The sequence below is a fragment of the Enterobacteriaceae bacterium Kacie_13 genome, from assembly GCA_013457415.1.
In the GTDB taxonomy this organism is placed as follows: domain Bacteria; phylum Pseudomonadota; class Gammaproteobacteria; order Enterobacterales; family Enterobacteriaceae; genus Rahnella.
Genome location: CP045665.1, coordinates 4,375,599 through 4,399,393 on the forward strand (window position 1 = coordinate 4,375,599; position 23,795 = coordinate 4,399,393).

At 53.3% G+C, this 23,795-nt stretch carries 23 protein-coding genes; 13 read left to right on the forward strand and 10 right to left on the reverse strand.

The window, feature by feature from the left end; translation table 11 throughout:
- The first annotated feature begins 23 nt into the window (after positions 1-23).
- The 6 genes from ulaR (at position 24) to GE278_20140 (ending at position 6,123) form a co-directional block, all read left to right on the forward strand.
- Entirely contained in the window at positions 24-779 is a 756-nt protein-coding gene (ulaR, locus tag GE278_20115) for an HTH-type transcriptional regulator UlaR (protein ID QLK62913.1), read from the forward strand.
- An 84-nt stretch (positions 780-863) separates the two neighbouring features.
- Entirely contained in the window at positions 864-1,184 is a 321-nt protein-coding gene (gene glpE / locus GE278_20120; protein ID QLK62914.1) for a thiosulfate sulfurtransferase GlpE, read from the forward strand.
- 142 nt (positions 1,185-1,326) lie between these two features.
- Positions 1,327-2,517: an aminotransferase class I/II-fold pyridoxal phosphate-dependent enzyme gene (locus tag GE278_20125; protein QLK62915.1), complete on the forward strand. Its 1,191-nt coding sequence runs from the start codon at positions 1,327-1,329 to the stop codon at positions 2,515-2,517.
- Between the two features lie 219 nt (positions 2,518-2,736).
- Positions 2,737-3,567 carry a rhomboid family intramembrane serine protease GlpG gene (glpG, locus tag GE278_20130; GenBank protein ID QLK62916.1) on the forward strand — a complete coding sequence of 277 codons (831 nt, stop codon included), beginning with the start codon at positions 2,737-2,739 and terminating at the stop codon, positions 3,565-3,567.
- A 9-nt stretch (positions 3,568-3,576) separates the two neighbouring features.
- On the forward strand, positions 3,577-4,335 hold the full coding sequence (locus GE278_20135; protein ID QLK62917.1) for a DeoR/GlpR family transcriptional regulator: 759 nt from the start codon (positions 3,577-3,579) through the stop codon (positions 4,333-4,335).
- Positions 4,336-4,611: 276 nt separating this feature from the next.
- The gene (locus tag GE278_20140) at positions 4,612-6,123 is read left to right on the forward strand and encodes a glycerol-3-phosphate dehydrogenase (protein ID QLK62918.1); all 1,512 of its coding nucleotides are present in this window, start codon (positions 4,612-4,614) and stop codon (positions 6,121-6,123) included.
- Positions 6,124-6,192: 69 nt separating this feature from the next.
- Here GE278_20140 and gntR read toward each other — a convergent pair whose 3' ends face one another.
- From gntR to GE278_20165, 5 genes are all read right to left on the reverse strand, one after another.
- Complete coding sequence (gene gntR / locus GE278_20145; protein QLK62919.1) at positions 6,193-7,188, reverse strand: gluconate operon transcriptional repressor GntR; 996 nt, start codon at positions 7,186-7,188, stop codon at positions 6,193-6,195.
- Between the two features lie 105 nt (positions 7,189-7,293).
- Positions 7,294-8,211: a LacI family DNA-binding transcriptional regulator gene (locus GE278_20150; protein QLK62920.1), complete on the reverse strand. Its 918-nt coding sequence runs from the start codon at positions 8,209-8,211 to the stop codon at positions 7,294-7,296.
- Between the two features lie 28 nt (positions 8,212-8,239).
- Positions 8,240-9,622: a family 1 glycosylhydrolase gene (locus GE278_20155; protein ID QLK62921.1), complete on the reverse strand. Its 1,383-nt coding sequence runs from the start codon at positions 9,620-9,622 to the stop codon at positions 8,240-8,242.
- A gap of 25 nt (positions 9,623-9,647) precedes the next feature.
- A complete protein-coding gene (locus GE278_20160; protein ID QLK62922.1) occupies positions 9,648-10,976 on the reverse strand; it encodes a PTS sugar transporter subunit IIC in 1,329 nt (442 codons plus the stop codon).
- On the reverse strand, positions 10,973-11,296 hold the full coding sequence (locus GE278_20165) for a PTS sugar transporter subunit IIB (protein QLK62923.1): 324 nt from the start codon (positions 11,294-11,296) through the stop codon (positions 10,973-10,975). The genes GE278_20160 and GE278_20165 overlap by 4 nt, the downstream gene beginning before the upstream one ends.
- Positions 11,297-11,700: 404 nt before the next feature.
- Here GE278_20165 and GE278_20170 point away from each other — a divergent pair, with 404 nt between their 5' ends.
- Entirely contained in the window at positions 11,701-12,735 is a 1,035-nt protein-coding gene (locus GE278_20170; protein ID QLK62924.1) for an autotransporter outer membrane beta-barrel domain-containing protein, read from the forward strand.
- 60 nt (positions 12,736-12,795) lie between these two features.
- On the opposite strand, the gene GE278_20175 is transcribed toward GE278_20170, so the two are convergent.
- Both GE278_20175 and GE278_20180 read right to left on the reverse strand, forming a co-directional pair.
- A complete protein-coding gene (locus GE278_20175) occupies positions 12,796-13,491 on the reverse strand; it encodes a pirin family protein (GenBank protein QLK62925.1) in 696 nt (231 codons plus the stop codon).
- 130 nt (positions 13,492-13,621) lie between these two features.
- Complete coding sequence (locus GE278_20180) at positions 13,622-13,804, reverse strand: hypothetical protein (GenBank protein ID QLK62926.1); 183 nt, start codon at positions 13,802-13,804, stop codon at positions 13,622-13,624.
- 143 nt (positions 13,805-13,947) lie between these two features.
- Between GE278_20180 and GE278_20185 the strand changes: the two genes are divergently transcribed.
- The gene (locus GE278_20185; GenBank protein ID QLK62927.1) at positions 13,948-14,445 is read left to right on the forward strand and encodes a GNAT family N-acetyltransferase; all 498 of its coding nucleotides are present in this window, start codon (positions 13,948-13,950) and stop codon (positions 14,443-14,445) included.
- On the opposite strand, the gene GE278_20190 is transcribed toward GE278_20185, so the two are convergent.
- Entirely contained in the window at positions 14,442-15,668 is a 1,227-nt protein-coding gene (locus GE278_20190; GenBank protein ID QLK62928.1) for an MFS transporter, read from the reverse strand. The genes GE278_20185 and GE278_20190 overlap by 4 nt on opposite strands.
- 397 nt (positions 15,669-16,065) lie before the next feature.
- Between GE278_20190 and GE278_20195 the strand changes: the two genes are divergently transcribed.
- The 3 genes from GE278_20195 (at position 16,066) to GE278_20205 (ending at position 20,470) form a co-directional block, all read left to right on the forward strand.
- Positions 16,066-18,312 carry an intimin-like inverse autotransporter protein SinH gene (locus GE278_20195; protein QLK62929.1) on the forward strand — a complete coding sequence of 749 codons (2,247 nt, stop codon included), beginning with the start codon at positions 16,066-16,068 and terminating at the stop codon, positions 18,310-18,312.
- A 57-nt stretch (positions 18,313-18,369) separates the two neighbouring features.
- Entirely contained in the window at positions 18,370-19,257 is an 888-nt protein-coding gene (locus GE278_20200) for a hypothetical protein (protein ID QLK62930.1), read from the forward strand.
- Between the two features lie 118 nt (positions 19,258-19,375).
- Positions 19,376-20,470, forward strand: coding sequence for a hypothetical protein (locus GE278_20205; protein QLK62931.1), 1,095 nt, complete (start codon positions 19,376-19,378; stop codon positions 20,468-20,470).
- A gap of 18 nt (positions 20,471-20,488) precedes the next feature.
- Here the strand turns inward: GE278_20205 and GE278_20210 are convergent, their stop codons facing one another.
- Positions 20,489-20,632 carry a hypothetical protein gene (locus GE278_20210; protein QLK63363.1) on the reverse strand — a complete coding sequence of 48 codons (144 nt, stop codon included), beginning with the start codon at positions 20,630-20,632 and terminating at the stop codon, positions 20,489-20,491.
- A gap of 174 nt (positions 20,633-20,806) precedes the next feature.
- Here GE278_20210 and GE278_20215 point away from each other — a divergent pair, with 174 nt between their 5' ends.
- Entirely contained in the window at positions 20,807-22,507 is a 1,701-nt protein-coding gene (locus tag GE278_20215; protein ID QLK62932.1) for a GNAT family N-acetyltransferase, read from the forward strand.
- Complete coding sequence (locus GE278_20220; GenBank protein ID QLK62933.1) at positions 22,479-22,715, forward strand: autotransporter outer membrane beta-barrel domain-containing protein; 237 nt, start codon at positions 22,479-22,481, stop codon at positions 22,713-22,715. Before GE278_20215 ends, GE278_20220 begins: the two co-directional genes overlap by 29 nt.
- Positions 22,716-22,824: 109 nt before the next feature.
- Here GE278_20220 and GE278_20225 read toward each other — a convergent pair whose 3' ends face one another.
- Positions 22,825-23,772, reverse strand: coding sequence for a hypothetical protein (locus GE278_20225; protein QLK62934.1), 948 nt, complete (start codon positions 23,770-23,772; stop codon positions 22,825-22,827).
- Positions 23,773-23,795 lie beyond the last annotated feature (23 nt).

Sequence of the window (23,795 nt, forward strand, 5' to 3'; positions counted from 1 at the left end):
TTCGATTTACTCGCGGAGCCACCATGACTGAGCCACAACGCCACAATGCCATCCTTGATCTTTTGCAGCGTCAGGGGCAGATTTCCGTCGCTGATGTGATTGATCATTTTGATATTTCACCGGCGACAGCGCGTCGTGACATCACCAAACTCAATGAATTAGGCAAATTGCGCAAAGTGCGTAACGGTGCCGAAGCCGTCAATCAGCCACGTCAGAACTGGACGCCGCTGAATATCCACCAGACCCACAATCTCAACGAAAAAATGCGTATCGCCAAAGCCGCTGCCGAACTGTGCCAGCCGGGCGAAAGCGTGGTCATTAACTGCGGCTCAACGGCGTTTCTGCTCGGGCGCGAAATGTGCGGGAAAGACATTCAGGTGATCACCAACTATCTGCCGCTGGCCAATTATCTGATTGAGCAGGAGCATGACAGCGTGGTTATCATGGGCGGGCAGTACAATAAAAGTCAGTCGATCACCCTCGCCCCGCAGGACGGCGACGCCAGCCTGTATGCCGGTCACTGGATGTTTACCAGCGGCGCAGGGCTGACGCCCGATGGCCTGTACAAAACCGATATGCTGACCGCCATGGCAGAACAGAAGATGCTGAATTACGTCGGGAATCTGGCGGTGCTGGTAGACAGCAGCAAAGTCGGTCAGCGCGCAGGCATGTTGTTCAGCCGAACTGAGCAGATCGACGTGCTGATCACCGGCAAAGAAGCTAACGCTGAGATAATCGGCCAGCTTCGCGAAAAAGGCGTCAAAGTGGTGCTGGTTTAACGGGTACCCATGCGGTTTGTCTGGTCTTGATTGGTGGATAATTAGGTAGAATGCCTCGATAACTGACGAATGAGGCACGGCCCAATGGAACAATTTGAAGCAATAAGCGTTGAACAAGCGCACAACCGTCTGACATCAGGCGAAGCGGTGATGGTCGACATCCGTGATCCGCAGACGTTCAGCGCAGGCCACGCTCCCGGTGCATTCCACCTGAGCAACGACAGCATGCGTGCCTTTATGGATCAGGCCGACGCCCAAAAACCCGTGCTGGTGATGTGCTACCACGGCATCAGCAGCCGCGGCGCAGCGCAGTTCCTGATCGGTCAGGGTTTCGAATCGGTTTACAGTGTCGATGGCGGATTCGAAGCCTGGTCAAAAACCTTCCCTCAGGATATCGAAGCCTGATTTTCGGTTGTTTTTACCGGCGCAGACGCACTTTTCTTTATAACCAGCCCGATCGGTCTGCGCCGAAAATGTTCTTAAGCGGAAAAAGCTACACATCTTCAGTCTTGATATAATTTCCTTCTACCAACGACAGGATTTCAAGATGAAACATCTGAACACTTCACGTTCTTTAGGGATGCGTACCCTCGCCGTTCATGGCGGCCAGCAGCCCGATACCCAGACGGGCGCCATCGCAACACCCATCACGGCGTCTTCTGCATTTTCTTACCCCGATTTTGACAGCGGCGCGCGCCGTTTCAGCGGTGAAGAGCCGGGCTATATGTACAGTCGCTTTGCCAATCCGACGGTGACCGTTTTCGAGCAGAAACTGGCGGCGCTGGAAGGCGCAGAAACCGCCGTCGCCTGTGCCAGCGGCATGGCGGCAATCAGCGCCACCTTGTTTGCCCTGCTGGTGCCGGGCGATGAAATCATTCATATCGGTACGCTGTACGGCGGCACCGAAGGCGTAGTGCGTAATCTGCTGCCGCGTTACGGCATCAAACCGGTTCACGTCGCGAACGTCGCTGAACTGGAAGCTGCATTCACCAAAAAAACCAAAGTTGTGCTGGTCGAAACACCGGCGAATCCGGGTCTGGATATCGCGGATCTGGCGCAAATCGCCCGTCTGTCGAAAGCCGCCGGTGCGGTGAGCGTCGCCGACAACACCTTTGCGACGCCATACCTGACGCGTCCACTCGAGCTGGGCATTGATATCGTTCTGCACTCCGCGACCAAGTACATCAGCGGTCACGGCGATGCAACCGGCGGCGTGGTAGCCGGTGCAGCGGCGCTGATTACGCCAATCCGCACCCTGAGCCTGAAACAGTTCGGCGGTTGCCTCAGCCCGTTCGAAGCCAGTTTGCTTATCCGTGGATTGAAAACATTGCCGCTGCGCGTCGAAGCCAGTTCGCTGAGTGCGCAGGCCGTGGCGGAATTCCTTGACGGGCACAGCGCGGTAGAAACCGTCTTTTATCCGGGGCTGAAACAGCATCCAGGCCATGCGGTGGCATCGCAACAGATGAAACTGTTCGGCGGGATTATGGCGATCGAGTTGAAAGGTGGACTGAACGCCGCGCGGACTTTCCTCGATAAGCTGAGCATCATCACTCAGGCGGTTTCTCTTGGCGATACCGATTCGCTGGCCTGCCACCCGGCATCCACGACGCACAGTGCCGTCGCGCCAGAAATTCGTCGTCAAAGCGGAATCACCGACGGACTGGTACGCATCAGCATCGGTATTGAAGACACCGATGACCTGATCGCCGATCTGGAACAGGCGCTTGAAGGCCTGTAAGATTAATGATTGCAACATCGTTCAACAGCGATGTTGCATCAGATCCCGATCCATCTCACACCCGTGTTAATTATTTCTTCACCACTGGCTTCACAGCATTCGTAAATTCCCCTCCTTTTAATGACTGACGTTATAATCGACTTCCCACACGCTGGCAGATAAGGTATTGCCCTAAAATGACGGCAACAAATCAAACCATTAGGGAAATCGCTTAACGCTATGGTGCGCATTCTTAACCTGAACAACCCCCGTCTCGCTCAGGCGTTTGTCGATTACATGGCAACGCTGGGATTCACGCTGACGATGAAACACGAGAGCCAGGAAGTGCAGATCTGGCTGGATGACGAATCCCGTCTGGAAGAAGCCGAAAAACAAGTCGCGCTGTTTGTCCGCGATCCGCTGCATCCGCGTTATCAGGAAGCCAGCTGGAAAACCGGCAAGGCGCAGCCGCATTTAAAGATGTCACACACGCCATTTCTCAAAAGCCTGCGCAGCCGCGCCGGGCCGCTAACCATTGGCATGATTGTGCTCAGCCTCGCGGTGTTTATCCTGCAACAGCTGGTCGGCGATCCGCTGGTGATGAGCTGGCTGGCGTGGCCGGACAGTTCACGCGTTTTCCAGATCTGGCGCTGGTTTACCCCCGCGCTGATGAATTTCTCTTTTATCGCGCTGCTGATTAATCTGGCGTGGTGGTGGTATCTGGCCAGCCAGATTGAGATGCATCTGGGCAGCGGTAAACTGTTTACGGTCACGATCGTTTCGGCACTGATCAGTGGCTGGGGGCAATCGATGGTCAGCGGCGCCTGGTTCGGCGGCCTGTCGGGCGTGGTGTACGCATTGATGGGTTACGCCTGGCTGACCGGCCAGCTGAAACCGGAAAGCAAGCTGTACGTGCCGGGCGGACTGCTGGTGATTTCGCTGATCTTTATGTTTATCGGTTATGCTACAGGCGGCGCTGCTGTGTCCAATGCCGCGCACGCGTTTGGTCTGGGTCTTGGCCTGGTGATGGCATTTGTTGATACGCGTACACCGCGTAAAAAAAGCAAGTAGGGGATTCGGGTGAAACAAACACAACGCCATGATGCGATTATCGATTTAGTCCGTCAGCAGGGATATGTCAGCACCGAAGAGCTGGTCGAGCATTTCGCCGTCAGCCCGCAAACTATTCGCCGCGATCTGAACGATCTGGCTGAACAGAACAAGATCCATCGTCATCACGGCGGCGCGGCGCTGCCGTCGAGCTCGGTGAACGCGGCGTATAACGACCGTAAAGTGATGTGGTCGGAAGCGAAAGCGCGTATCGCCGAACGCGTCGCCAGCCAGATCCCCGACGGCTCGACGCTGTTTATCGACATCGGCACGACGCCGGAAGCCGTGGCGCACGCGCTGCTCAATCATAAAGATCTGCGTATCGTCACCAACAACCTGAACGTGGCAACGCTCTACAGCGCGAAAGATGACTGCCGTCTGTTTCTCGCCGGGGGCGAAGTTCGCGCCCGCGACGGCGGCATCATGGGCGAAGCGACGCTCGATTTCATCTCTCAGTTCCGCCTCGATTACGGCATTCTCGGCATCAGCGGCATTGATATGGACGGCTCGCTGCTCGAATTCGATTATCATGAAGCACGAACCAAGCGCGCGATTATCGAAAACTCCCGCTGCGTCATGCTGGTGACCGACCATTCCAAGTTCGGGCGTAACGCGATGGTTAACCTCGGTAAAATGGATTTGATCCACTATCTGTTTACCGACAAACAGCCGCCGGATAGCGTGAAGCAAATTATCGACAAATACGACGTCCAGCTCGAACTCTGCTGATTGCCCGCCCTTTTGGAGCGCCGCGCTGGCGCTCCTGCTTTTCACTCTTCTTAATCCTTTGCCCTAAACGAACAATTTCGAAAAACTTAACGCGCAGCTACGTTCGCTTTCTTTCTCTTCTCTCCGTTTTGCTCGAAACCGACACAAAAATGTTACCTTCATCACGCATAATTGTTTTTATTTGGTTAACGCTTGGCTTGTTTGTCGATTCTCGATTACAATCGTGAGCGAAAACGAACATAAAAGAGCTATTGCGAACATCTGGAGGAAGATGACGTGGAAACCAAAGACTTGATCGTAATTGGTGGCGGTATTAATGGTACCGGCATCGCAACAGATGCAGCTGGCCGCGGGCTGTCTGTACTGCTGCTTGAAGCGCAAGACTTGGCCTGCGCGACCTCTTCGGCCAGTTCTAAACTGATCCACGGTGGCCTGCGCTATCTGGAACATTATGAATTCCGTCTGGTCAGCGAAGCGCTGGCTGAACGTGAAGTGCTGCTGAAAATGGCACCGCACATTGCCTTCCCGATGCGTTTCCGTTTGCCGCATCAGCCGCACCTGCGCCCAGCCTGGATGATCCGCGCCGGTCTGTTCCTTTATGACCATCTGGGCAAACGCACCAGCCTGCCGGCCAGTAAAGGCCTGAAATTCGGCAGCGAGTCGGTGCTCAAACCTGAACTGACCAAAGGCTTTGAATACTCAGACTGCTGGGTTGACGATGCGCGCTTAGTCGTCGTTAACGCGCAGGAAGTAGAAGAGCGCGGCGGCGAAGTCCGTACCCGCACCCGCGTAACCCGTGCATGGCGCGAAGACGGTATGTGGATGGTCGAAGCCGAAGATATCGACACCGGCAAAACCTTCACCTGGCGCGCTAAAGGTCTGGTGAACGCCACTGGCCCGTGGGTAAAACATTTCTTCGACGACGGCCTGAAACTGAAATCGCCGTACGGTATTCGCCTGATTAAAGGCAGTCACATTGTGGTGCCACGCGCGCACAATCAGCCGCAGGCGTACATTTTGCAGAACGAAGATCACCGTATTGTGTTTGTGATCCCGTGGCTGGATGAATTCTCAATTATCGGCACCACCGATGTGGAATATCACGGCGATCCGAAAGACGTTAAAATTGATGATAAGGAGATCGGCTATCTGCTGAAAGTGTATAACGATCACTTCAAGAAACAGCTGACCACCGAAGACATCGTTTGGACTTACTCCGGCGTACGTCCGCTGTGCGATGACGAATCCGATTCACCGCAGGCGGTCACCCGCGATTACACGCTCGACGTTCATGATCTGGACGGCAAGGCGCCGCTGCTTTCCGTTTTCGGTGGCAAGCTGACGACTTACCGTAAACTGGCGGAACACGCGCTGGAAAAACTCGGCAAGTATTATCCGAAGGCCGGTCCGGCGTGGACCAAAACGGCCGTCCTGCCCGGCGGGAAGTTGAATGGCGATCGCGATACCTACAGCGCCAATCTGCGCAGCCGTTTCAAATGGTTGCCGGAATCGCTGGCGCGCCGCTATGCCCGCACTTACGGCAGCCAGACCGAACTTTTCCTGTCTGATGCCACCAGCATTGAATCGCTGGGTGAAGATTTCGGTCACGGATTCTACGAGGCGGAACTGCGGTATCTGGTGGAAAAAGAGTGGGTAAGTGAACTCGATGATGCGATCTGGCGTCGAACTAAACTCGGCATGTGGCTCGATAAAGCTCAGCAACAGCGGGTCGCCGAGTGGCTGCAAACGCATAAACAGCAGAAGAGACATTTGTCACTGGCGTCATAGTTACGCCTGCGTCTGAAACCTGCGAATCCCTGGCCTTGCGCCGGGGATTTTTTTATCCGCGTTCTGAGCTCAAATACTCCCGCCCGGCGAAATCGTAAATCCGACATCCACCATGCGCGGGACGACGTTTTCGCCGCGCAGTCTGGCCAGCAGGCGTTCGGCGGAGATCTGCCCCATTCTTTCGCGCGGCGTCAGGACGCTGGCGAGCGGCGGCTCCATCGCCTGCCCCATGTTGTGGCCGTGGAAACCGGCAATCGCCATCTGGGACGGAATACGCAGCCCCTGACGCTGGCATTCGAAGAATGCGCCCGCCGCGAGGTCATCGTTGGTACAGAAAATACTGTCGATTTGCGGCCAGTCTATTTGCGCCTGACGCAATAATTCCGCGCCCGCACTGTAGCTCGACGAACGGCTGGTCATCACGCTGTACGGCTCAAGGCCGGATTCACGCATCGCCTGCTCGTAACCCTGCTGTTTGATTATCGTACGTTCATCCTGGCGGGCGCCGAAATAGACCACGTGACGGTGCCCGCGCGCGATGATTTGCTGAGTCATCTGCCGTGCGGCTTCGAAGTTATTGAACCCGACCGCCAGATCAACGCATGGTGAGACGCAGTCCATCATCTCCACCACCGGAATACCGGCGACTTCGATCATTTTCAGCGTACGCGCGGTGTGATGGCGTTCGGACAAAATCAGCCCGTCGATATTGTAGGAAAGCAGCGACGTCAGCCGCTGCTCTTCGCGTTCCTGACTGTAGCCGTAGTGCGCCAGCATGGTCTGGTAGCCGTGAATATCGGTGACGCTTTCGATACCGCGCAGCACTTCGGCAAACACCTGATTGGTCAGCGAGGGCAGCAATACGCCGATGGCGCGGCTTTTGGCGTTGGAGAGGATATCCGGGGCGCGGTTGGGGATGTATCCCAGCTCATCGAGCGCGGCCGAAATCTTTTCCTGCAACGCGCCGGAAACCTGTTCGGGATTGCGCAAATACCGGCTGACCGTCATTTTCGTGACGCCCACTTTATCGGCAACATCCTGGAGTACGGGTCTTTTTTTCTTCATGACAGTCAATGAGATGCGGCCGGTGAAAGAGTGAGGGATCAGGAGGTTATGTTAGCAAACATTCGCGCAGGCGGGTATCCGTTGCTGCGCGACATGCGAGGTGGATCAGGCCGGTAAGCAGAGCTGGCCGCGCACCGGTTCGCCAGTATTCGCGGAGAACTGTCCGGCCAGCAGCGCCATTGCCCGTTGCGCCAGCGTTTCCAGCGGGTAGGCGATCGCCGGTACCGCCGACGCGCCCGGCGGCAGCGTGCTGTCGAGACTGAAGACCATCACCGCCTGCGGCACCGCGCGTCCGAGCAGGGCGAGCTGGCGCAATGCGTCCTGCGCGGTGGCATCGTCGGGCACCAGCAGCGCATTGAACGGCACATTCTGCGCCAGCAGTTGCGTCAGCGCCTGTTCGCCGCTGTGCACCAGCCGTCGATCGTAAGGCAGTAAAAACTTCTCCAGCGCCAGATGATAACCCTGAAGGATTTGCCCCGCCGCTTCGCTGTGTTCGACGTTAATCAGCGCAATCTGCCTGCGCCCCTGCTGTAACACGTACTGGCAGGCCGTTTCGGTCGCGAAGCTGCGGTCAAAATGAATACTGCGTGCGGACTCCGCGTCCAGACAATCAATAGTGATGACGTTATCAGGCAGCGAGGGAAGGGCAAAGCGCGCGCCGATCACAATCATCGCGTCACACAGGCCGCGGCCAATCTCATCCACGGAATGCGAGAGGCTGGCGGCGTCGGTAGCAAATCTGAGAAGTAAATATTTTTGATTCAGCCGCAGTTCTTTTTCCAGCGCATGCAGGTAGCCGGTGCTCTGGTTGATGTTTTCCGCCGCGCAAATCACACCGATGCAGCCGGTAGACTGTGTCGAGAGAGACTGCGCGATCATGCTCGGTTTGTATTGCAGCGTTTCCACCGCCTGCATCACGGCCAGGCGGCTCTCCTCTTTTACTCCGCGGCTGCCACTCAGGACACGGGAAACCGTCGCTTTCGACACGTTAGCCAGCCGCGAAACGTCGTTAATGTTTGCCATGTCGTTCCTTGTTTAACCGCGTTATCTGTTAGTCGAAACCGTGTTCGGCAGCGATTTTTGCAAACCATTCACCGCTCTTTTTCACCGTGCGTTTTTGCGTATCGAGATCCAGCTGCACAAAACCGTAGCGGTTTTTGTACGCATTCATCCACGACCAGCAATCGATAAACGTCCACATATGATATCCGAGACAGCCGCTGCCTTCTTGCAACGCGCGATGCAACCATTTGAGATGTCCGCTGACGAACTCAATGCGGTAATCATCGTCGATCCGCCCGTCCTTCTCAAAACGCAGCTCATGTTCCACGCCCATGCCGTTTTCAGAAATGAAACAGCGCGGATTGCCGTAGTTTTCGCGCAAATTAGTCAGAATATCGTAGATACCCTGCTCGTAGATCTCCCAGCCACGGTGCGGGTTCATCTTTCGCCCCGGCATGACGTAGTTGTCAAAGAACCATTCCGGCATGAACGGACTTTCCGGATTGACCATACTGTCGCGACACTGAATGCGGCGTGGCTGGTAATAGTTGATACCGAGCAAATCGACCACGCCCTGTTGCAACAACGCTTTGTCACCATCCTGACAGGCCGGAAGCTGATCGTGCTTTTTCAGCAGATCCACCAGTTCCTGCGGATATTCACCGCGCAACGCCGGATCGAGGAAACTGCGGTTAAACATCAAATCGGCAATATTCGCAGCCTTGAGATCCGCAGGATTTTGCGAGCGCGGGTAAGACGGCGTGAGGTTAAGGATAATACCGATTTCACCGCCCTGCTGACGGGCGCGGTAGGCTTTCACCGCCAGCGAATGCGCCAGCATGGTGTGATAGGCCACGGTCGCCGCCCGTTTGAAATCCACCACGTTCGGATAGTGGAAATCATACAGATAACCGCCCTCCACCGGCACGACCGGCTCGTTGAAGGTAAACCAGTGCTTCACGCGGTCGCCGAACAGCTTAAAACAAGTATCAGCGTATTTTTCATAGGCGTGAACCACCTCGCGGTTTTCCCAGCCACCGATTTCCTGCATCGCCATCGGCATGTCGAAATGGAACAGATTGATAAACGGCTGCACGCCCTGCGCCAGCATTTCATCGATCACCTGATTGTAGAAGGTGACCGCTTCCGGGTTCACGTCGCCGCGCCCGTTGGGAATGAGGCGCGCCCAGGAAATCGAGGTGCGGAAGGTGTTGTGGTTCAGCTGCTTGAGCAGCGCGATATCCTCGCGCCAGTTTTTATAAAACGTCGATGTGTCCTGCGGGCCGACGTCGCCGTGAAAACGCGTCGGTTGCTGTGAATACCAGTGATCCCAGACAGTAGCGCTTTTGCCGTGGCTGAGGGTTTCCCCTTCAGTTTGCGGCGCTGAGCTGGCACTGCCCCACCAGAATTCTTTTGGAAATTGATATTTCATCGTCATCCTCGCTGTCCGTTAGCTTTTAGCTGTTTGCTGGCACGGCGTTACCCGCCGTTTGTGTGGTGGCCTTTTCCGCTTCCTGTTTCAGCAACGTACGTTCGTAGGCTTTCAGGAACGGGTAATACATAACTGCCGATAACACCATACAGAAAAGACACATAATTACCGGGCTGAACGCCCAATTTGCAGCCCATGACGCACCAATAGGCGCTGGCGTCGTCCAGGGCGTGAGCGACACGACCTGCGCGACCCAGCCGAGTTTGGTGGCGGTATAAGCGAAGACGGCGTTGAGCATCGGTACCAGTGTAAAGGGCAGGAAAAACACCGGATTCATGATAATCGGCGTACCGAAAAGGATCGGTTCATTGATATTAAAGAAGCTCGGTACCACGCCCATTTTGCCGATGGTACGCAGGTGCACGGCCTTACTGCACAGCAATAAAATTGCCAGCGGCAGGGTCGAGCCGACGCCGCCAATCAGCAAATAGTGATCCCAGAAACCTTGCAAATAGATATGCGGCAGCGGTGTGCCAGCCTGTAACGCGGTCTGGTTCAGTGCCAGATTGGTCATCCAGAACGGGTTCATGATGCCGGTGACAATCAGCGCGCCGTGGATCCCGGCGAACCACAGAACCTGACAGATAAATACCGAAATCAAAATCGCAGGCAGGGAATCCGATGCGGATACCAGCGGCGCCAGCAGATGCATAATGGCTTCGGGGATAATCATGCCGGTGGTGGACTGAATAAACAGATTCAGCGGATGCAGCGTGGCAACAATCACAATCACCGGAATGAGGATTTCAAACGAGCGCGCCACGCCGGTCGGGACTTCTTTCGGCAGGCGGATGGTGATGTTGCGGCGTTTGAGCAGTGCATACACTTCGGCGGCGTAAATGGCGGTGAGAATGGCGGTAAAAATGCCTTCACCGGAGAAATACTGCGTGGAAATTTGTTTGTCATGATATGGCGCAGCGACCAGCAGAAACGCCATAAACGCCAGCAAACCGGTCATGATTGGGTCGAGTTTGTAATGCTTGCCGAGGCTGGCACCGATCCCCACCGAGATAAAAAAAGTCATGACGCCCATGCTCAGATACCACGGCAGCATCAGCTGTTCACGGTATTTCAGCGACAGATCCAGCCAGCCGCGCGCAAAGCCGTAGGTTGTATCCGGCGAAAAAGGCGGGAAGATAAACACCAGCATGAATGAGCCGATGATCATAAACGGCAGCGCAGCGATAAAGCCGTCGCGGATCGCAATCACATGCCGTTGCTGGCCGACGCTGCCGGCCAGTGGTGTGATGTGCTTTTCAATGACGTTGACCATCGCCTGATAGAGGCCACTCATACGCGGCTTCCTTCCTGCGCGATCAGCCCGTAAGCGAAGTCGAGTACGTTATCGCCGCGCTGCATACCGTAATCCATCATGTTGATAGTTTCGACCGGGATATGGAATTCTGCCGCTCTTTTGGATAAATCAGCCTGCATGTAACGCACCTGCGGCCCGAGCAACACCACCTGATAATCGCGGAATTTCTCGTCAAATTCGCTGGCTCCGAAGGCCTCGATCTGGACTTCCTCACCGCGCTCTGCGGCAACTTCTTTCATTTTTCGAACTAACAAACTGGTCGACATACCCGCCGAACAACAAAGCATGATTTTTTTCATTTTGCTTTACTCCCAGATAATGAATGTTCTGCCCGTTTTGTGTTGCTGACCGTATTTGAGTCTCTTTGGAAACCGGTTTCCATAATTGAAATACCGGAATGCGAGCGTGCTCATAAAATCGGGACTGGTTCGCACCAGGCTGTGAAAAGCGTCACGAAGTTAAATAAATTGTCAGCAACTTTTAAAGGGAAGGACTATGACACCATCGCGTCTTTTGGTTTTTTTTAGCGAAAACGGACGCGAAATCAGCCCTGTTCTGGCTACCCTAAAAAACCTCACACCGGCCTGTGAGCCGCGTGCTGCCTGACATTTATCTCTCTGATGCAGTGTGATTAGCCTTGTGCAAATAACGACCTATATTACCCGCCTTACTTACTCATCTCAGGGCACAGGTAGAGACACTCATGGCAATTTCAGGCAGGACCAAAACCCTTGCGGCCTTTGCGCTGCTGTTTTTACTTGGACGAATAACAAGCTTCGCCTTGCATGAAAGTGCCGCAACGGCAGCTGACCCGGCGCCTGCGCAAAATGCGTACGTAACCGCGCCGTACCTGAATCGGGAATATGGTTTTAAAACGGTGGGAACTTACCTCGAACGGGAGAGTAATGCGCCGAAAAACCGCGAAAACGGCACCTGGGGTTTGCTCAGCGGCAGTCATAATGCGGATACCTACGATACCGCCCATCACGCCTCGAATATCTGGTTCGCGCAGATCGGTAAAGATCTTTATCAGGAAGAACGATCGGGCGGCGGGCAACGTCGTGCCGGGGTGATCGCCACGCTCGGCAATCAGACCACCGACACCAAAGACAGCGCGCTGCGAATGGTCGGGCAGGTGCTCAGCACGGGGAATATTTCGACAGCGTCTCTGGGGATAGGTGGATATTACAGCGCAACCACGTCACGTGGCGCTTACCTGAACATCGTCAATCAGAACACGTTTTATCGCGAAGACTTATCCACCCGCCTGAATGCCAAGCCGAACGGGTATGGTTCGACGATTTCCGTTGAGGTTGGTAAGCCTTTCAGGCTCGGCGAAAACTGGGCAATCGAACCGCAGGCGCAGTTTATCACCCAGCATTTGCACATGGATTCGTTCGATACCGATAACAGTCACGTGAAAGCGATCCGCCAGAACAGCGGTCAGGTACGTGGCGGCCTGCGCCTGTTCCGTCAGGCACAGCGGGATATCCGCACGCTGACGCCCTATTTTCATATCGACATGGTGAGCAACGTCGGGGATAAATCGGCGGTGACGGTGAACACGGTGGAAATCGAGCCACCGGCGACGGAGCGCTGGCTACAGGATGGTATTGGGCTGACGGCGAATCTGTCAAAGCGCGTGGCGTTTTTCAGCGATATCACGCATTACCGCAATTTAAGCCTGCCGGGCATGGGGTATGAGGGGCAACTGGGGATTAACGTCAGCTTCAGATAGCCGACGTAAAAAAGGCGACCGGAGCCGCCTTTCGCTTTTACACTATTTTCAGAACTGTTTTCAGACCGGTGGCAGGTCAAACAGCAGGATTTCACTGTCTTCATCAGCATGTACGGACAGCGCCGTTTCATCCCAAATTGCCAGCGCATCGCTCGGCCCGGCTTTCTGGCCGTTGATCGACACGGTGCCTTTCACCACCTGGATCCACACGCGACGTTCTGCCTGAATCTGATACACAGACTGTTCGTCTTTTTTCAGCGCCCAGCGGGACAGTTCCATATCCTGGAACACTTTCAGCGAACCTTCACGGGCATCCGGTGAAAGCACCAGCTGGCGGCCTTGTGGTGCGTCGAACATACGTTGTTCGTAACGCGGTTCCAGACCTTTTTTGTCAGGAATGATCCAGATCTGATACAGGTGCAATTTACGGTCTTTATTACCGTTGTACTCGGAGTGCGTCACGCCGGTCCCGGCACTCATGATCTGGAATTCACCCGCCTGTATCTGCTCTTTGTTGCCCATGCTGTCCTGATGTTCCACGGTGCCTTCGAGCACGTAGGTCAGGATTTCCATGTCTTTGTGCGGATGTTTACCAAACCCTTGCCCTTCGTCGATGAAGTCTTCATTGATAACCCGCAGCGCGGAGAAACCCATGAAGTTCGCATCGTAGTAATCGGCGAAAGAAAACGTGTGCCAGCTTTCCAGCCAACCGTGACTTGCGTGACCGCGTTCTTGTGCTTTGCGTAAGTAGATCATGTTCAACTCTCCTCAATGTTTTCTCTAGTCTAGTCAACGGCTGGGAATAAGAAAGCGTAAAAATCTCACTCCTCTGTTCAAAAAATATGAACAAACGCAGATAGCTAAATTCAAAGGAATTGTTGATATTTTAAGAGCACACAACCGCGTTATGTGACCGGGGTGAACGCACGCAGCCAACGCACTGCCAGCCCGAGGTATGACGAAAAAAGGACAAAAAAAAGCCAGCACCCGGCTGGCTAAATAATACTGGAAGCAATGTGAGCAATGTCGTGCATTCATGGGGACCCGTTTGACCTTGGTGTGAGGCCATCCCCGGAACGCATGGCAATAATAATCATTATCATTCGCACTTGTAAAGCATTATTTTTAATCACACGCAGGATTGACACTTTTTCAATTCCTGATAAATCTAGAGGATATTCAAACAGTAACCACAACAAAAGGAGTGTCGCTATGAGCGAAATCGTTATCCGCCACGCAGAAACTACGGACGCAGAAGCCCTTCAACATCTCTACGCTCAGGTTCCTGTGTACAGCGACACCCTGCAACTCCCGTATCCCCCTGCAGCCCTGTGGGAAGGTCGTCTGGCCAATCCGTCACCGAACCGCTTCGCGCTGGTAGCCTGCATTGATGGCAAACTGGTGGGCAATCTGACGCTGATGATTGAAGAACCCTGGCGACGCCGCCATGTGGCAACGTTCGGCATCGGCGTGGATACCGGCTTTCAGGGAAGAGGCGTGGGCGGCAAACTTGTCGCGGCAGCACTGGAGCTGTGCGACAAATGGTTGCAGATAAAACGCGTCGAGCTGACGGTATATGCTGATAACGAGGCGGCGATCGCGCTATATAAAAAGTTTGGTTTCAGCGTTGAGGGGCTCAGCCCATGCTATGCACTGCGTAACGGCGAATACGTCGACACACTGCACATGGGCCGTATCCGTTCCAACTAATCCGTTCTGACAGAAGCGCTGGTTTCCTGCGGGGTTTTGCTTAACAGCAGCCGCAGAACCAGCGCCATGGCGATAAGCACCAGCAACGCTGAGCCGAGATAAATCGCATCAATTCCCGCCTGCGCCATCAGAATGCCCGCCAGAGGCCCGGTCACACCGAGCGATAAATCCAGAAATGCCGAATAGGTCGCCAGCGCACTGCCCTGATTTTCTTGCGGCAATTTTTTGACGGCCACCACGCCGAGCGCCGGAAACACCAGCGAGAAGCCCGCGCCGGTCAGGAACGCGCCGCCCATCGCCACCGCAGACGTCGGGGCGAAAAACACCATAATCAGCCCGACGATTTCCACGCAGAAGCACACCAGCGAGACGCGCAGCCCGCCGAAGCGATTGATGCAGTTGGGGAATAGCAGTCGCATACCGACAAAGGCCGCACTGAAGAAGGTCAGGGAAAACGCCGCGCCAGACCAGCCTTTGGCGTCATAAAACAGCGTGATAAAGGTGGCGATCACCCCGAAACCGGTAGACGCGAGGCCAAGCGTCAGCCCGTAAGGCAGCACTTTGCCGAGCACCTGACGAAACGGGATCTGCGGCGCGGCTTTACCCGCGACCGGTGTTTTACGCCACGCCGCCAGCAACGCTGTCAGCGCCACCGCAATGATGCACACTGAAAGCAGCGTCAGTCCGCCGAGGCCGAATATCCACACGCCGAGCGGCGCACCGATGGCCATCGCGCCGTAAGTCACCACCCCGCTCCACGAAATCACTTTGCCGATATGCAGGGAGCCGACCACGCCGATGCCCCACAGCGTCGAGCCGGTACCTGCAAAGCTTTGCCCCGCACCCAGCAGTAAACGCCCGACGCACAACAGCGCCAGACTGACCGCCGGGGAGGTATCGAACCACAGCGCCAGCAGGTAAAACAGACCGCTGAGCAGACACCCGCTCAGCCCGAGCATCACGACTTTTTTCGGTCCGACTTTATCAGCGTAGCGCCCGGCGTGCGGACGGCTCAGCAGCGTGGCGAAATATTGCAGGCTGATCACCAGCCCCGCCCAGAACGCGCTGTACCCCAGATGCTCATGCACATAGCCCGGCAAAATAGCCAGCGGCAGACCGATGGTCAGATAGTTGGCAAAGTTGAACACCAGTATGGAGAGAATACGCAGCGTGGTCTTTGACGGGCTGGCCGCAGTAAGGTCGGGGGAAGCAGGTTCAGGCATGGGAATTCGCATCTCACGAAGAAGGTTCAGGCGTGTTACGTAGCCGTAAATGAGTCTTTGACTTTATTAGCAAAAGGTTGTTTTAGCAACAAATTGAAACACCGGTTTAGGAGCCCCGGGCTGCGATCCTTCTGAATAATTAAGGATACGTCCATTTATGGATATACAAAAATAGAATCTATAGGCGTATTATTCATTCACGGAACAAATAACACAGCATTTAATTTTCCGTTAATAATTTATTTCTCAAGTATTGTCGCGCGTTAATATTGCAAAACCAGGAAGGATAAAGATAATAACCAGCCTCTCTGCCCCATTAAGGGTGATGAAATAGTCCATTTATGGACAGGCGTAATTCCTTGACAAAGATTTTACTTATTAAACTCGATAATTCATTATGAAAAAATACATGCCATTTAAATATATAAAGGTCGCACTTTATATTTTGATGAGCTTTCCTGTCTGCGCGCAAGAAGGTTTCATCCTTCCAACACTGGGCAGTCAGGATGTATTTTCAGATAAGATTCCGGCCAGTAATAATGAAAGCGTGCGTCAGACTCTCGGGAATAAATCTGCACAAGTTTTAACAAACGAAGCTCAGCAGGGTTTCCAAAACCTCAGCGTCGAAGGCGCGAAAAGTCAGCTGTATCAGTACGGAAAAGGCGCAGCGACGCAGGCCGTGCAGTCACAAGCGGAGCAATTGTTGTCGCCTTACGGTCACATCAAAACGACGCTGAATGTTGGCGATGACGGCAACCTGGACGGTTCATCACTGGATTATTTAATTCCCTGGTATGCCGGTGAAAGTACGCTGATTTTTAACCAGTTTTCAACGCACAGTAAAGATGGCCGTAATATCGCAAACATCGGTGCAGGCGTTCGATATAACGTCAGTCAGGACTGGATGCTGGGCGTAAATGCTTTTTATGATTATGACATCAGCCGTAGCCACCGCCGGGGAAGCATTGGTTCTGAAGTGTGGACGAATTTCTTAAAACTTAGCGGAAACTATTATATTCCTTTGTCTAAGTGGAAAGCGTCAGCGGACTTCGATAATTACGAAGAACGTCCGGCTCAGGGCTGGGATGTCCGTCTTCAGACCTATTTACCTTTTTATCCGCAATTAGGTTCATCGCTGGTTTATGAACAATATTATGGCGAACAGGTTGCGCTTTTTGGCACCGACAATCTCCAGGAAGATCCGTCCTCTGTGACGCTGGGCGTAGATTACACGCCGGTGCCTTTGGTGATGATCGGTGTGGGATATAAGCAAGGTAATTCCGATCAGAATGAAGTCACGGCGAATATCAGTTTTGATTACCGCATCGGCACGCCGCTTTCGAAACAACTGGATGCCTCTGCGGTTGCCGATATGCGTACGCTGGCGGGCAGCCGGATGGACTTTGTCGATCGCAACAACGATATCGTGCTGGAATACCGTGAAGTGAAAGATCTCGATATCAACGTCTATCTCAAACCGACCAGCACAGCGCCGCAATGTATTTTGGGCGATGACCCCGATGAGGCGCAGGCTTACGAAGGATGTCACTGGACGCTAAATGCGGACATTAAATCTCACCGCAAAATTGCATCGGCGCGTTGGGTGCCGGTTGGCGGATATTCTGCCGAAAATAAGCTGGGCTTACCGGCGCTGTCACCGTCATCGAACATCAGTGCCGGTAACAATAACCACTGGACGCTGACCTTCCCGGCGTGGGTCAACTCGAAAGACCCGCACGCTAACGAATACGATTTAGCGGTTACCTTTAGCGATGATAAAGGCGACAGCAAGCAGTCCAATGTGGTGAAAATTAAAGTGTCCGAAGCGCCGGTCAGTTATCAGTTGGCGATTAAAAACGATCCGCAAAGTGATAAAGCCGTGAAGCGCAACGCAAATGGCAGAGACACGGTCGTTCTGGAAGCCACCGGCGCGAAAGTTTCCGGGTTACAGGGCGAATCGACAGCGCTGACCGGCGAAAACCTGAACATGAATTTCCATGCTTATGCCGTTGCTGATAAAAATCATGAGCATGAAATTAAAATCCACGCTTCCAAAGGGGATTGCGATAAAAATACCGGCGGCCTTTATTACGTGAATTCTCCGGATAAAGGGAAATCAACGATTGCCAGTACGCTGCCGGGTGTTTTTTCGATTATTGCTATTCCGGCTGACCATGAAACCCAGCAAACTAATCAGGTTCTGGTGGACTTTAATGCCGGAAATAAAGAAATCGTCACGGCGATTGTGGATACACAAAATCCGGATGTAAATCTGACCGCAACAAAAGGCAATTCTCTTTTATTAGGTCACGAATATCAGTTCAGAGTGGCCTATGACAGTAATAAAAACGGGCAATGGGATCCTACAGACCGGGAAACTGTTTCCGATACAGATAAAACACCGATTATTTCCCTGGTGAATTATAAGTGGGTATTTGACGGTATTAATCCACAGGGTGAAAAAGGCGGCTATGCAAACAGTAATACCGATAACCACAATCTGGTTATTCCGGATACCAATGCGCAAGCCAATACCGTATTAACATCGGCAGGAAAAAGCGGAATTCAGGGATTTGAATTAAAAGCAGATTTTGAACTTTCTGATGCAGGCTCAAATCTTCTTAAAAGTCTCTCCGCCAATTAAACCTGGCGAAATTTATTTAAACATTAACTGAATATAATTTTACAGAGTGATATTGCTATGACAAAGTTTAATAAAACCCTTCTGGCCAGCCTGTTATTTGCCGGCTGCTCCCACGTTGCTTTAGCGGATATGACGGATTCTGCCGGTCAGTTGATCGGGACAGTACCGGTGTTGAAAGGTACCGACGCAGGCCAGTCAGACCACAGCGTTTCCTTCTCGAACGGACACGAAAGTGGGTCAACAGACGCCATGTCCCCGAACGATAAAATTACGTTAAATTATACGTTTAAAGACGCAGAAGGCGACGTTGACAGCAGTAAAACCACCATCAAGTGGTTTACCACCAGCGATGGTAAAGGTGGCGATAAAACCGCATTAGCCAACGACGGTAAGGATACCTATACCATCGCGGCGACCGATGCAGGCCGCTATCTGGGGGCAGAAATTACCGAACAGACCTCGACCGGTATGCCGTCAAAAGGCCAGGTCATTACTATCGAAGACGTCAGTGCCAACGCAACTGATGGGATACCGGACGGCCCGATCGTCGGTGGCAAGGTTGGCGTAGAAATTGTGGATGCGACCGCACCAACCGTCAACCTGATCGGCAAGGCGAACAGCGTACTGCTTGTTGGCCACACTTACCAGTTCAAAGCCTGGTATGACGCCAACAACAACGGCGTGTGGGATGCGGGCGAACTGGAAGCGACCAGCAACTACAACTACAAATGGTTCTTCGAAGGCACCAGCGCCACCACCGGCACTGCGGGCGGTTATGCTGTCAGTGCAACGAATGGCAAAGATCTGGTTATCCCTGCTACGAATGCCGGGGCCACTTCTGTCTTCGCGACCGCGGGCGCAGACGGTGTTCAGGGTTACAGCCTGAAAGTTGATTACTCACCCTTACTGAAATCAGTAAAAACCGTTAAATCAGTCAGGAAATAATTAAACCGAAGGGTAACGTTTTTATTTTAAATTGTTACTTCAGGAAAGTTGGGCACGAAAGTGCTCAACTTTTCACATCCTCTGAGCGTGTTCTGGCTCGAATAATCAGGATGAAATTATGTTTTCACGATATTTCAAATTATCAGGACTTTCTCTCCTGATAATACTCGCCTTCAGCACACACTGTCGGGCTGAAGCTACGGAGCCACAGGCCGGAGATTTCATGACGGCAGCGACGGGTATTCTGAACGGTACGCCTCCGGTCATCAAAAATAATTCCGGTGACAGCAACAAAATCGATTTCAGGAAAATCAGCGAACACGACGACACCGATGAACTCGATGAAGGCGATATCGTCACCCTGACGTGGGAATTGCAAGATAATGAAGGAGATGCAGATGCCACGCTGTCGTCGATCGTCTGGACCTGCGATCACCCGACCAAAGGCTCCCACGTACTGGCAACGCAGGTTAACAGCTACACCATTACCTCGGCGGATTATGGCTGTAATATTGGCGTGACGCTCCAGCCGCAAACGCAAACAGGTATTCCCCGCACCGCCGAAGCGCTTACGGTGGCGGATGTAAGTGCCTATGACGACAGCGATAATATTATCGAAGGGCCGGTAAACCCGCATTCTGTTAATTTTACGGACTATATTGTCGCACCCGGCACCAGTGAAAGTAAGACTGTCAGCTCGGATCAAATTCTGCATACCGGCTGGGTTGGCGCAGAAGTTCAGCTGGAAACGGACAACCCTGAATCTCAGATTATCTGGGCAAGCAGTAATAACAACGTCGCCACAGTCACTCAGGACGGGCTGGTTACTTTTCTGGCAAAAGGCCCGGTCACGATACAGGCCAGAAATGACAAAGCTGTTGCACGTATAAAATTTAATCCGTCCGAATTCTTTATTTTCAGCACCGCAAAAATGAACTGGCAGGATGCAAAAAACTGGTGCACATCTCAGGGATATACTATGCCAGATACTTATCATTTATCGACGGCCGCCGATGTGCGACAAATACCCTCCGATGCGCTGTGGCAGGAATGGGGCGATATTTCTCAGCAAAATGCGAAATTTGCCGGGCCAGTTTTCTGGTCTTCAGACGAATGGGGAGCGGACAACGCTTACTATATGTATATTTCTAACGGACGCATCACATCAAATACCGAGGATAAAAACGAGGGTGTTGCCTGTCTGGTCAATTAAACAATACCGGTGCGTATTTTAATATTCAGGCGGTAACGTTTTGAGGATCGCAATAAGTATGCTGTTCTCAATATTGATATATTCATCCTGACGTAGATCGGCAAGAATTTTCATCACGCCGCGACGGGCCAGGTGAGTATTATCATGAATATAATTAAAAATCCGGTGTACGCAGGCATTGTTCCGGCGGCATCATTTCCCGTTCAAACAGGAAGGCGCAGACAATCTGGTACGCTGATTTGCCGGTCAGCAAATTTGTCCATTCTGTCATTTCGCTGACACATCACTGTCACACCGGCTGATTATGGTCAGATGACTTCAACCGGAGGACATCCTATGTTTAGCATGGATACCCTGTTTCAGGATCTCGACCCGCAGCATAAAACCCCTTCCTGGCAACGCCGTCTGTTAAAAACCCTGTTCCGCGAGAAAGAATTTCACCGCTTTGCCGACCAGTATCAGCACCTGAAAGGGATTGATATGGTCGAACAGGTGCTCGAGCAGTTTAATATTCGCTGTGAACTGACCGAACGCGACCGCGAACAGATCCCGAGCTATGGCCCGGTGGTGGTAGTGGCAAACCACCCGATTGGCACGCTGGACGGGTTGGCACTTTTGCACGCAGTGGCATCGGTGCGCCCTGACGTCAAAGTGGTGGCTAACCAGCTGCTGTCGCTGGTTTCGTCGCTCGGTAGCCTGATGATCCCGGTGGATAACATGGGCAACCGGACGCGCCGCAATCAGGTGACGCAGATGCAGGAGCATCTGGAGAACCAGGGCGTGCTGATTGTCTTTCCGGCGGGTGAAGTCTCGCGCATGAGCTCGAAAGGCGTGCGCGACGGAAAATGGCACACCGGTTTTATCCGTCTCGCGGCCAAAGCTCGTGCGCCCGTGGTGCCGGTGCATATCAGCGGCAGCAACAGCGCGCTGTTTTATCTCAGCTCAATGATTTACCGTCCGCTCAGTACGCTGCTGCTGGTGCATGAGATGTTCGGCCAGCGCGGCAACAGCCTGACACTGAAAATCGGCGCGCGCATCCCCTATTCCAGCTGGCACGACGGACAAATGCTGGCGGGCGATCTGGCGGCGCGTTTTCGTAAACACGTTTATCGTCTCGGCGGCGGCAAGCCGGGGCTGTTCCATACCGAATCGTCAATTGCCCGCGCCGAAGACCGTGCGGTGCTCAAACATGCGCTGGAAGCCAGCGAAGTGCTGGGCAAAACGCCGGACGGCAAAATGATTTATCTCTACCGCCGCCACGGCGAAGACACCGTGCCGATCCTGCGCGAACTTGGGCGGCTACGAGAAATTGCCTTTCGCGCCGTCGGGGAAGGCAGCGGCCGTCGTCGCGATCTCGACGGGTACGACGACGATTATTTCCATTTGGTATTGTGGGATCCGCAGGCCCTGGAAATTGTCGGCGCATACCGTTTTATCCCGACTGCCGATCAGCTCGCCAGCAAAGGCCTGAACGGTATTTACAGCCAGAGCCTGTTCCAGTACGGGCATCAGATGGATCCGATTCTGGCGCAGGGCATTGAGCTAGGACGCAGCTTTATTCAGCCTGCGTACTGGGGAAAACGCGGGCTGGATTATCTGTGGCTGGGCATTGGTGCGTATCTGGCGAAGTATCCGCAGACGCGTTATCTGTTCGGGCCGGTGTCGATTTCCGGCGGAATGCCGCTGCCCGCGCGTGATTTGCTGGTGGCGTTTTATCGCTTGTATTTCGCCCCTGCTCTGCCGCTGGCCACCTCCCGCCGTCCTTATCCAGCTTCACTGCCGGACGTGTTCGCGCAGTTTTGCGGTGACGATTATCAGGAAGATTTACAGCGTCTGAAACGTCTGCTCGCCAATCTGGGGAGCAGCATTCCGCCGCTGTATAAGCAGTATTCAGAACTTTGCGAAACCGGCGGCGTGCAGTTCATCGATTTCGGCAGCGATCCCGAATTTAATAACTGTATCGACGGGTTAGTCCTGGTCGATCTCAGCTGCTTAAAACCGGCAAAGTTTGAACGCTATATCGCGGTTCATCAGTAAGTTATCTCCTTCTCTGTTTTGCACTTCTCACTCTTCGGACGCGTCCTACAACGAACAGCGGGGCAGCAAGAATATCGCCGAAGTCCGCGCCGGTGTGGACGGACAACTGACCCAGCGGGTCAACCTGTGGGGCAATATCGGCCAGCAGATGGGCAGCGAAAGCTATCGCGATACCAGCGCTACGTTGGGTGTGAAAGTCAGCTTCTGATGCAAAAACTTTAAATATCAATCCAAAGGGCTCACGCGTTGAGCCCTTTTTTAGGGTGTAAATTCTACGAAAGTGCGCGAACTCCCTAAAAGAGGCATGTTAAATGGAATTACTGCGGATTATTCACATTCACCACGGAAATGGTGTAAATCATCACCATGTTATTTTGTTTGGCTGCTGCATTATCGCTTTCCAGAACACCGGACGGAACGACAACTTTGATTTTACCGCCCTTACGAATCAGCTTCACGCTGTCGCGCAGAACCGGTGGCATGTTCGCAACGCGAAATATCGGGTTTGAATTCTCGATCTGTGGAGCCTCCACAACGGTACCGTCCACCCGTTCACCTTTATAGGCCACTTCTACCTGATTTGAGTCGTTGATGGCTGCTCCCTCACCTTTATCTTCGATCAGATAATACAGACCTTTCGACGTTTTTTTCACGCCAGGGCGTTTGGCGAACTGATCGATAAAGGCTTTATCTGCCTCCTGCTTTTTCGCGACCTCAGCCAGCAACAGGATTTTGACTTGCTCATCAAACGCCATCAGCGTTTCCTGAACATCCTGAACGCTCATTTTTTCCTGATGATTAAACGTATCGGTAATACCCGCCAGAAGAAGGTCTTTATCCAGCGTAATGTGCAGCGCCCGCTGCTGTGTGATCTGATTTTCAACATATTGCCCCAGTGCAACACCGCTGGCATAAGCGCGTTTTTGTTCTTCACTGTTCAGGCTTAAGACCGGTTTAGTCGGTTCTTGTGCAACAACAGCGGCAGGTTTCTGCACTTCTCCCGGAGGGGATGCAGTCACGTGTTCAGCAACGGGGGCAGCGTCAGGCGTAACCGTGGCTGGCGTGGTGACGGGAGTCACCGAAACATCCCCTGGTGCTGGTGATGTGGCTGCAGGTGCGGTCGGCGAGACCGGAACGCTCGCGTCAGCATGAGTATTATGGACAACCGCAGGAGCTGATTCAGAGGCGCCAGCAGAAATCATATAACAAGAGATGATTAAGAGGCTTAAGGCACAAACGCTCTTCTTTAAGGGGATGAAATACATACAAGTACCTTCACATTATAAAT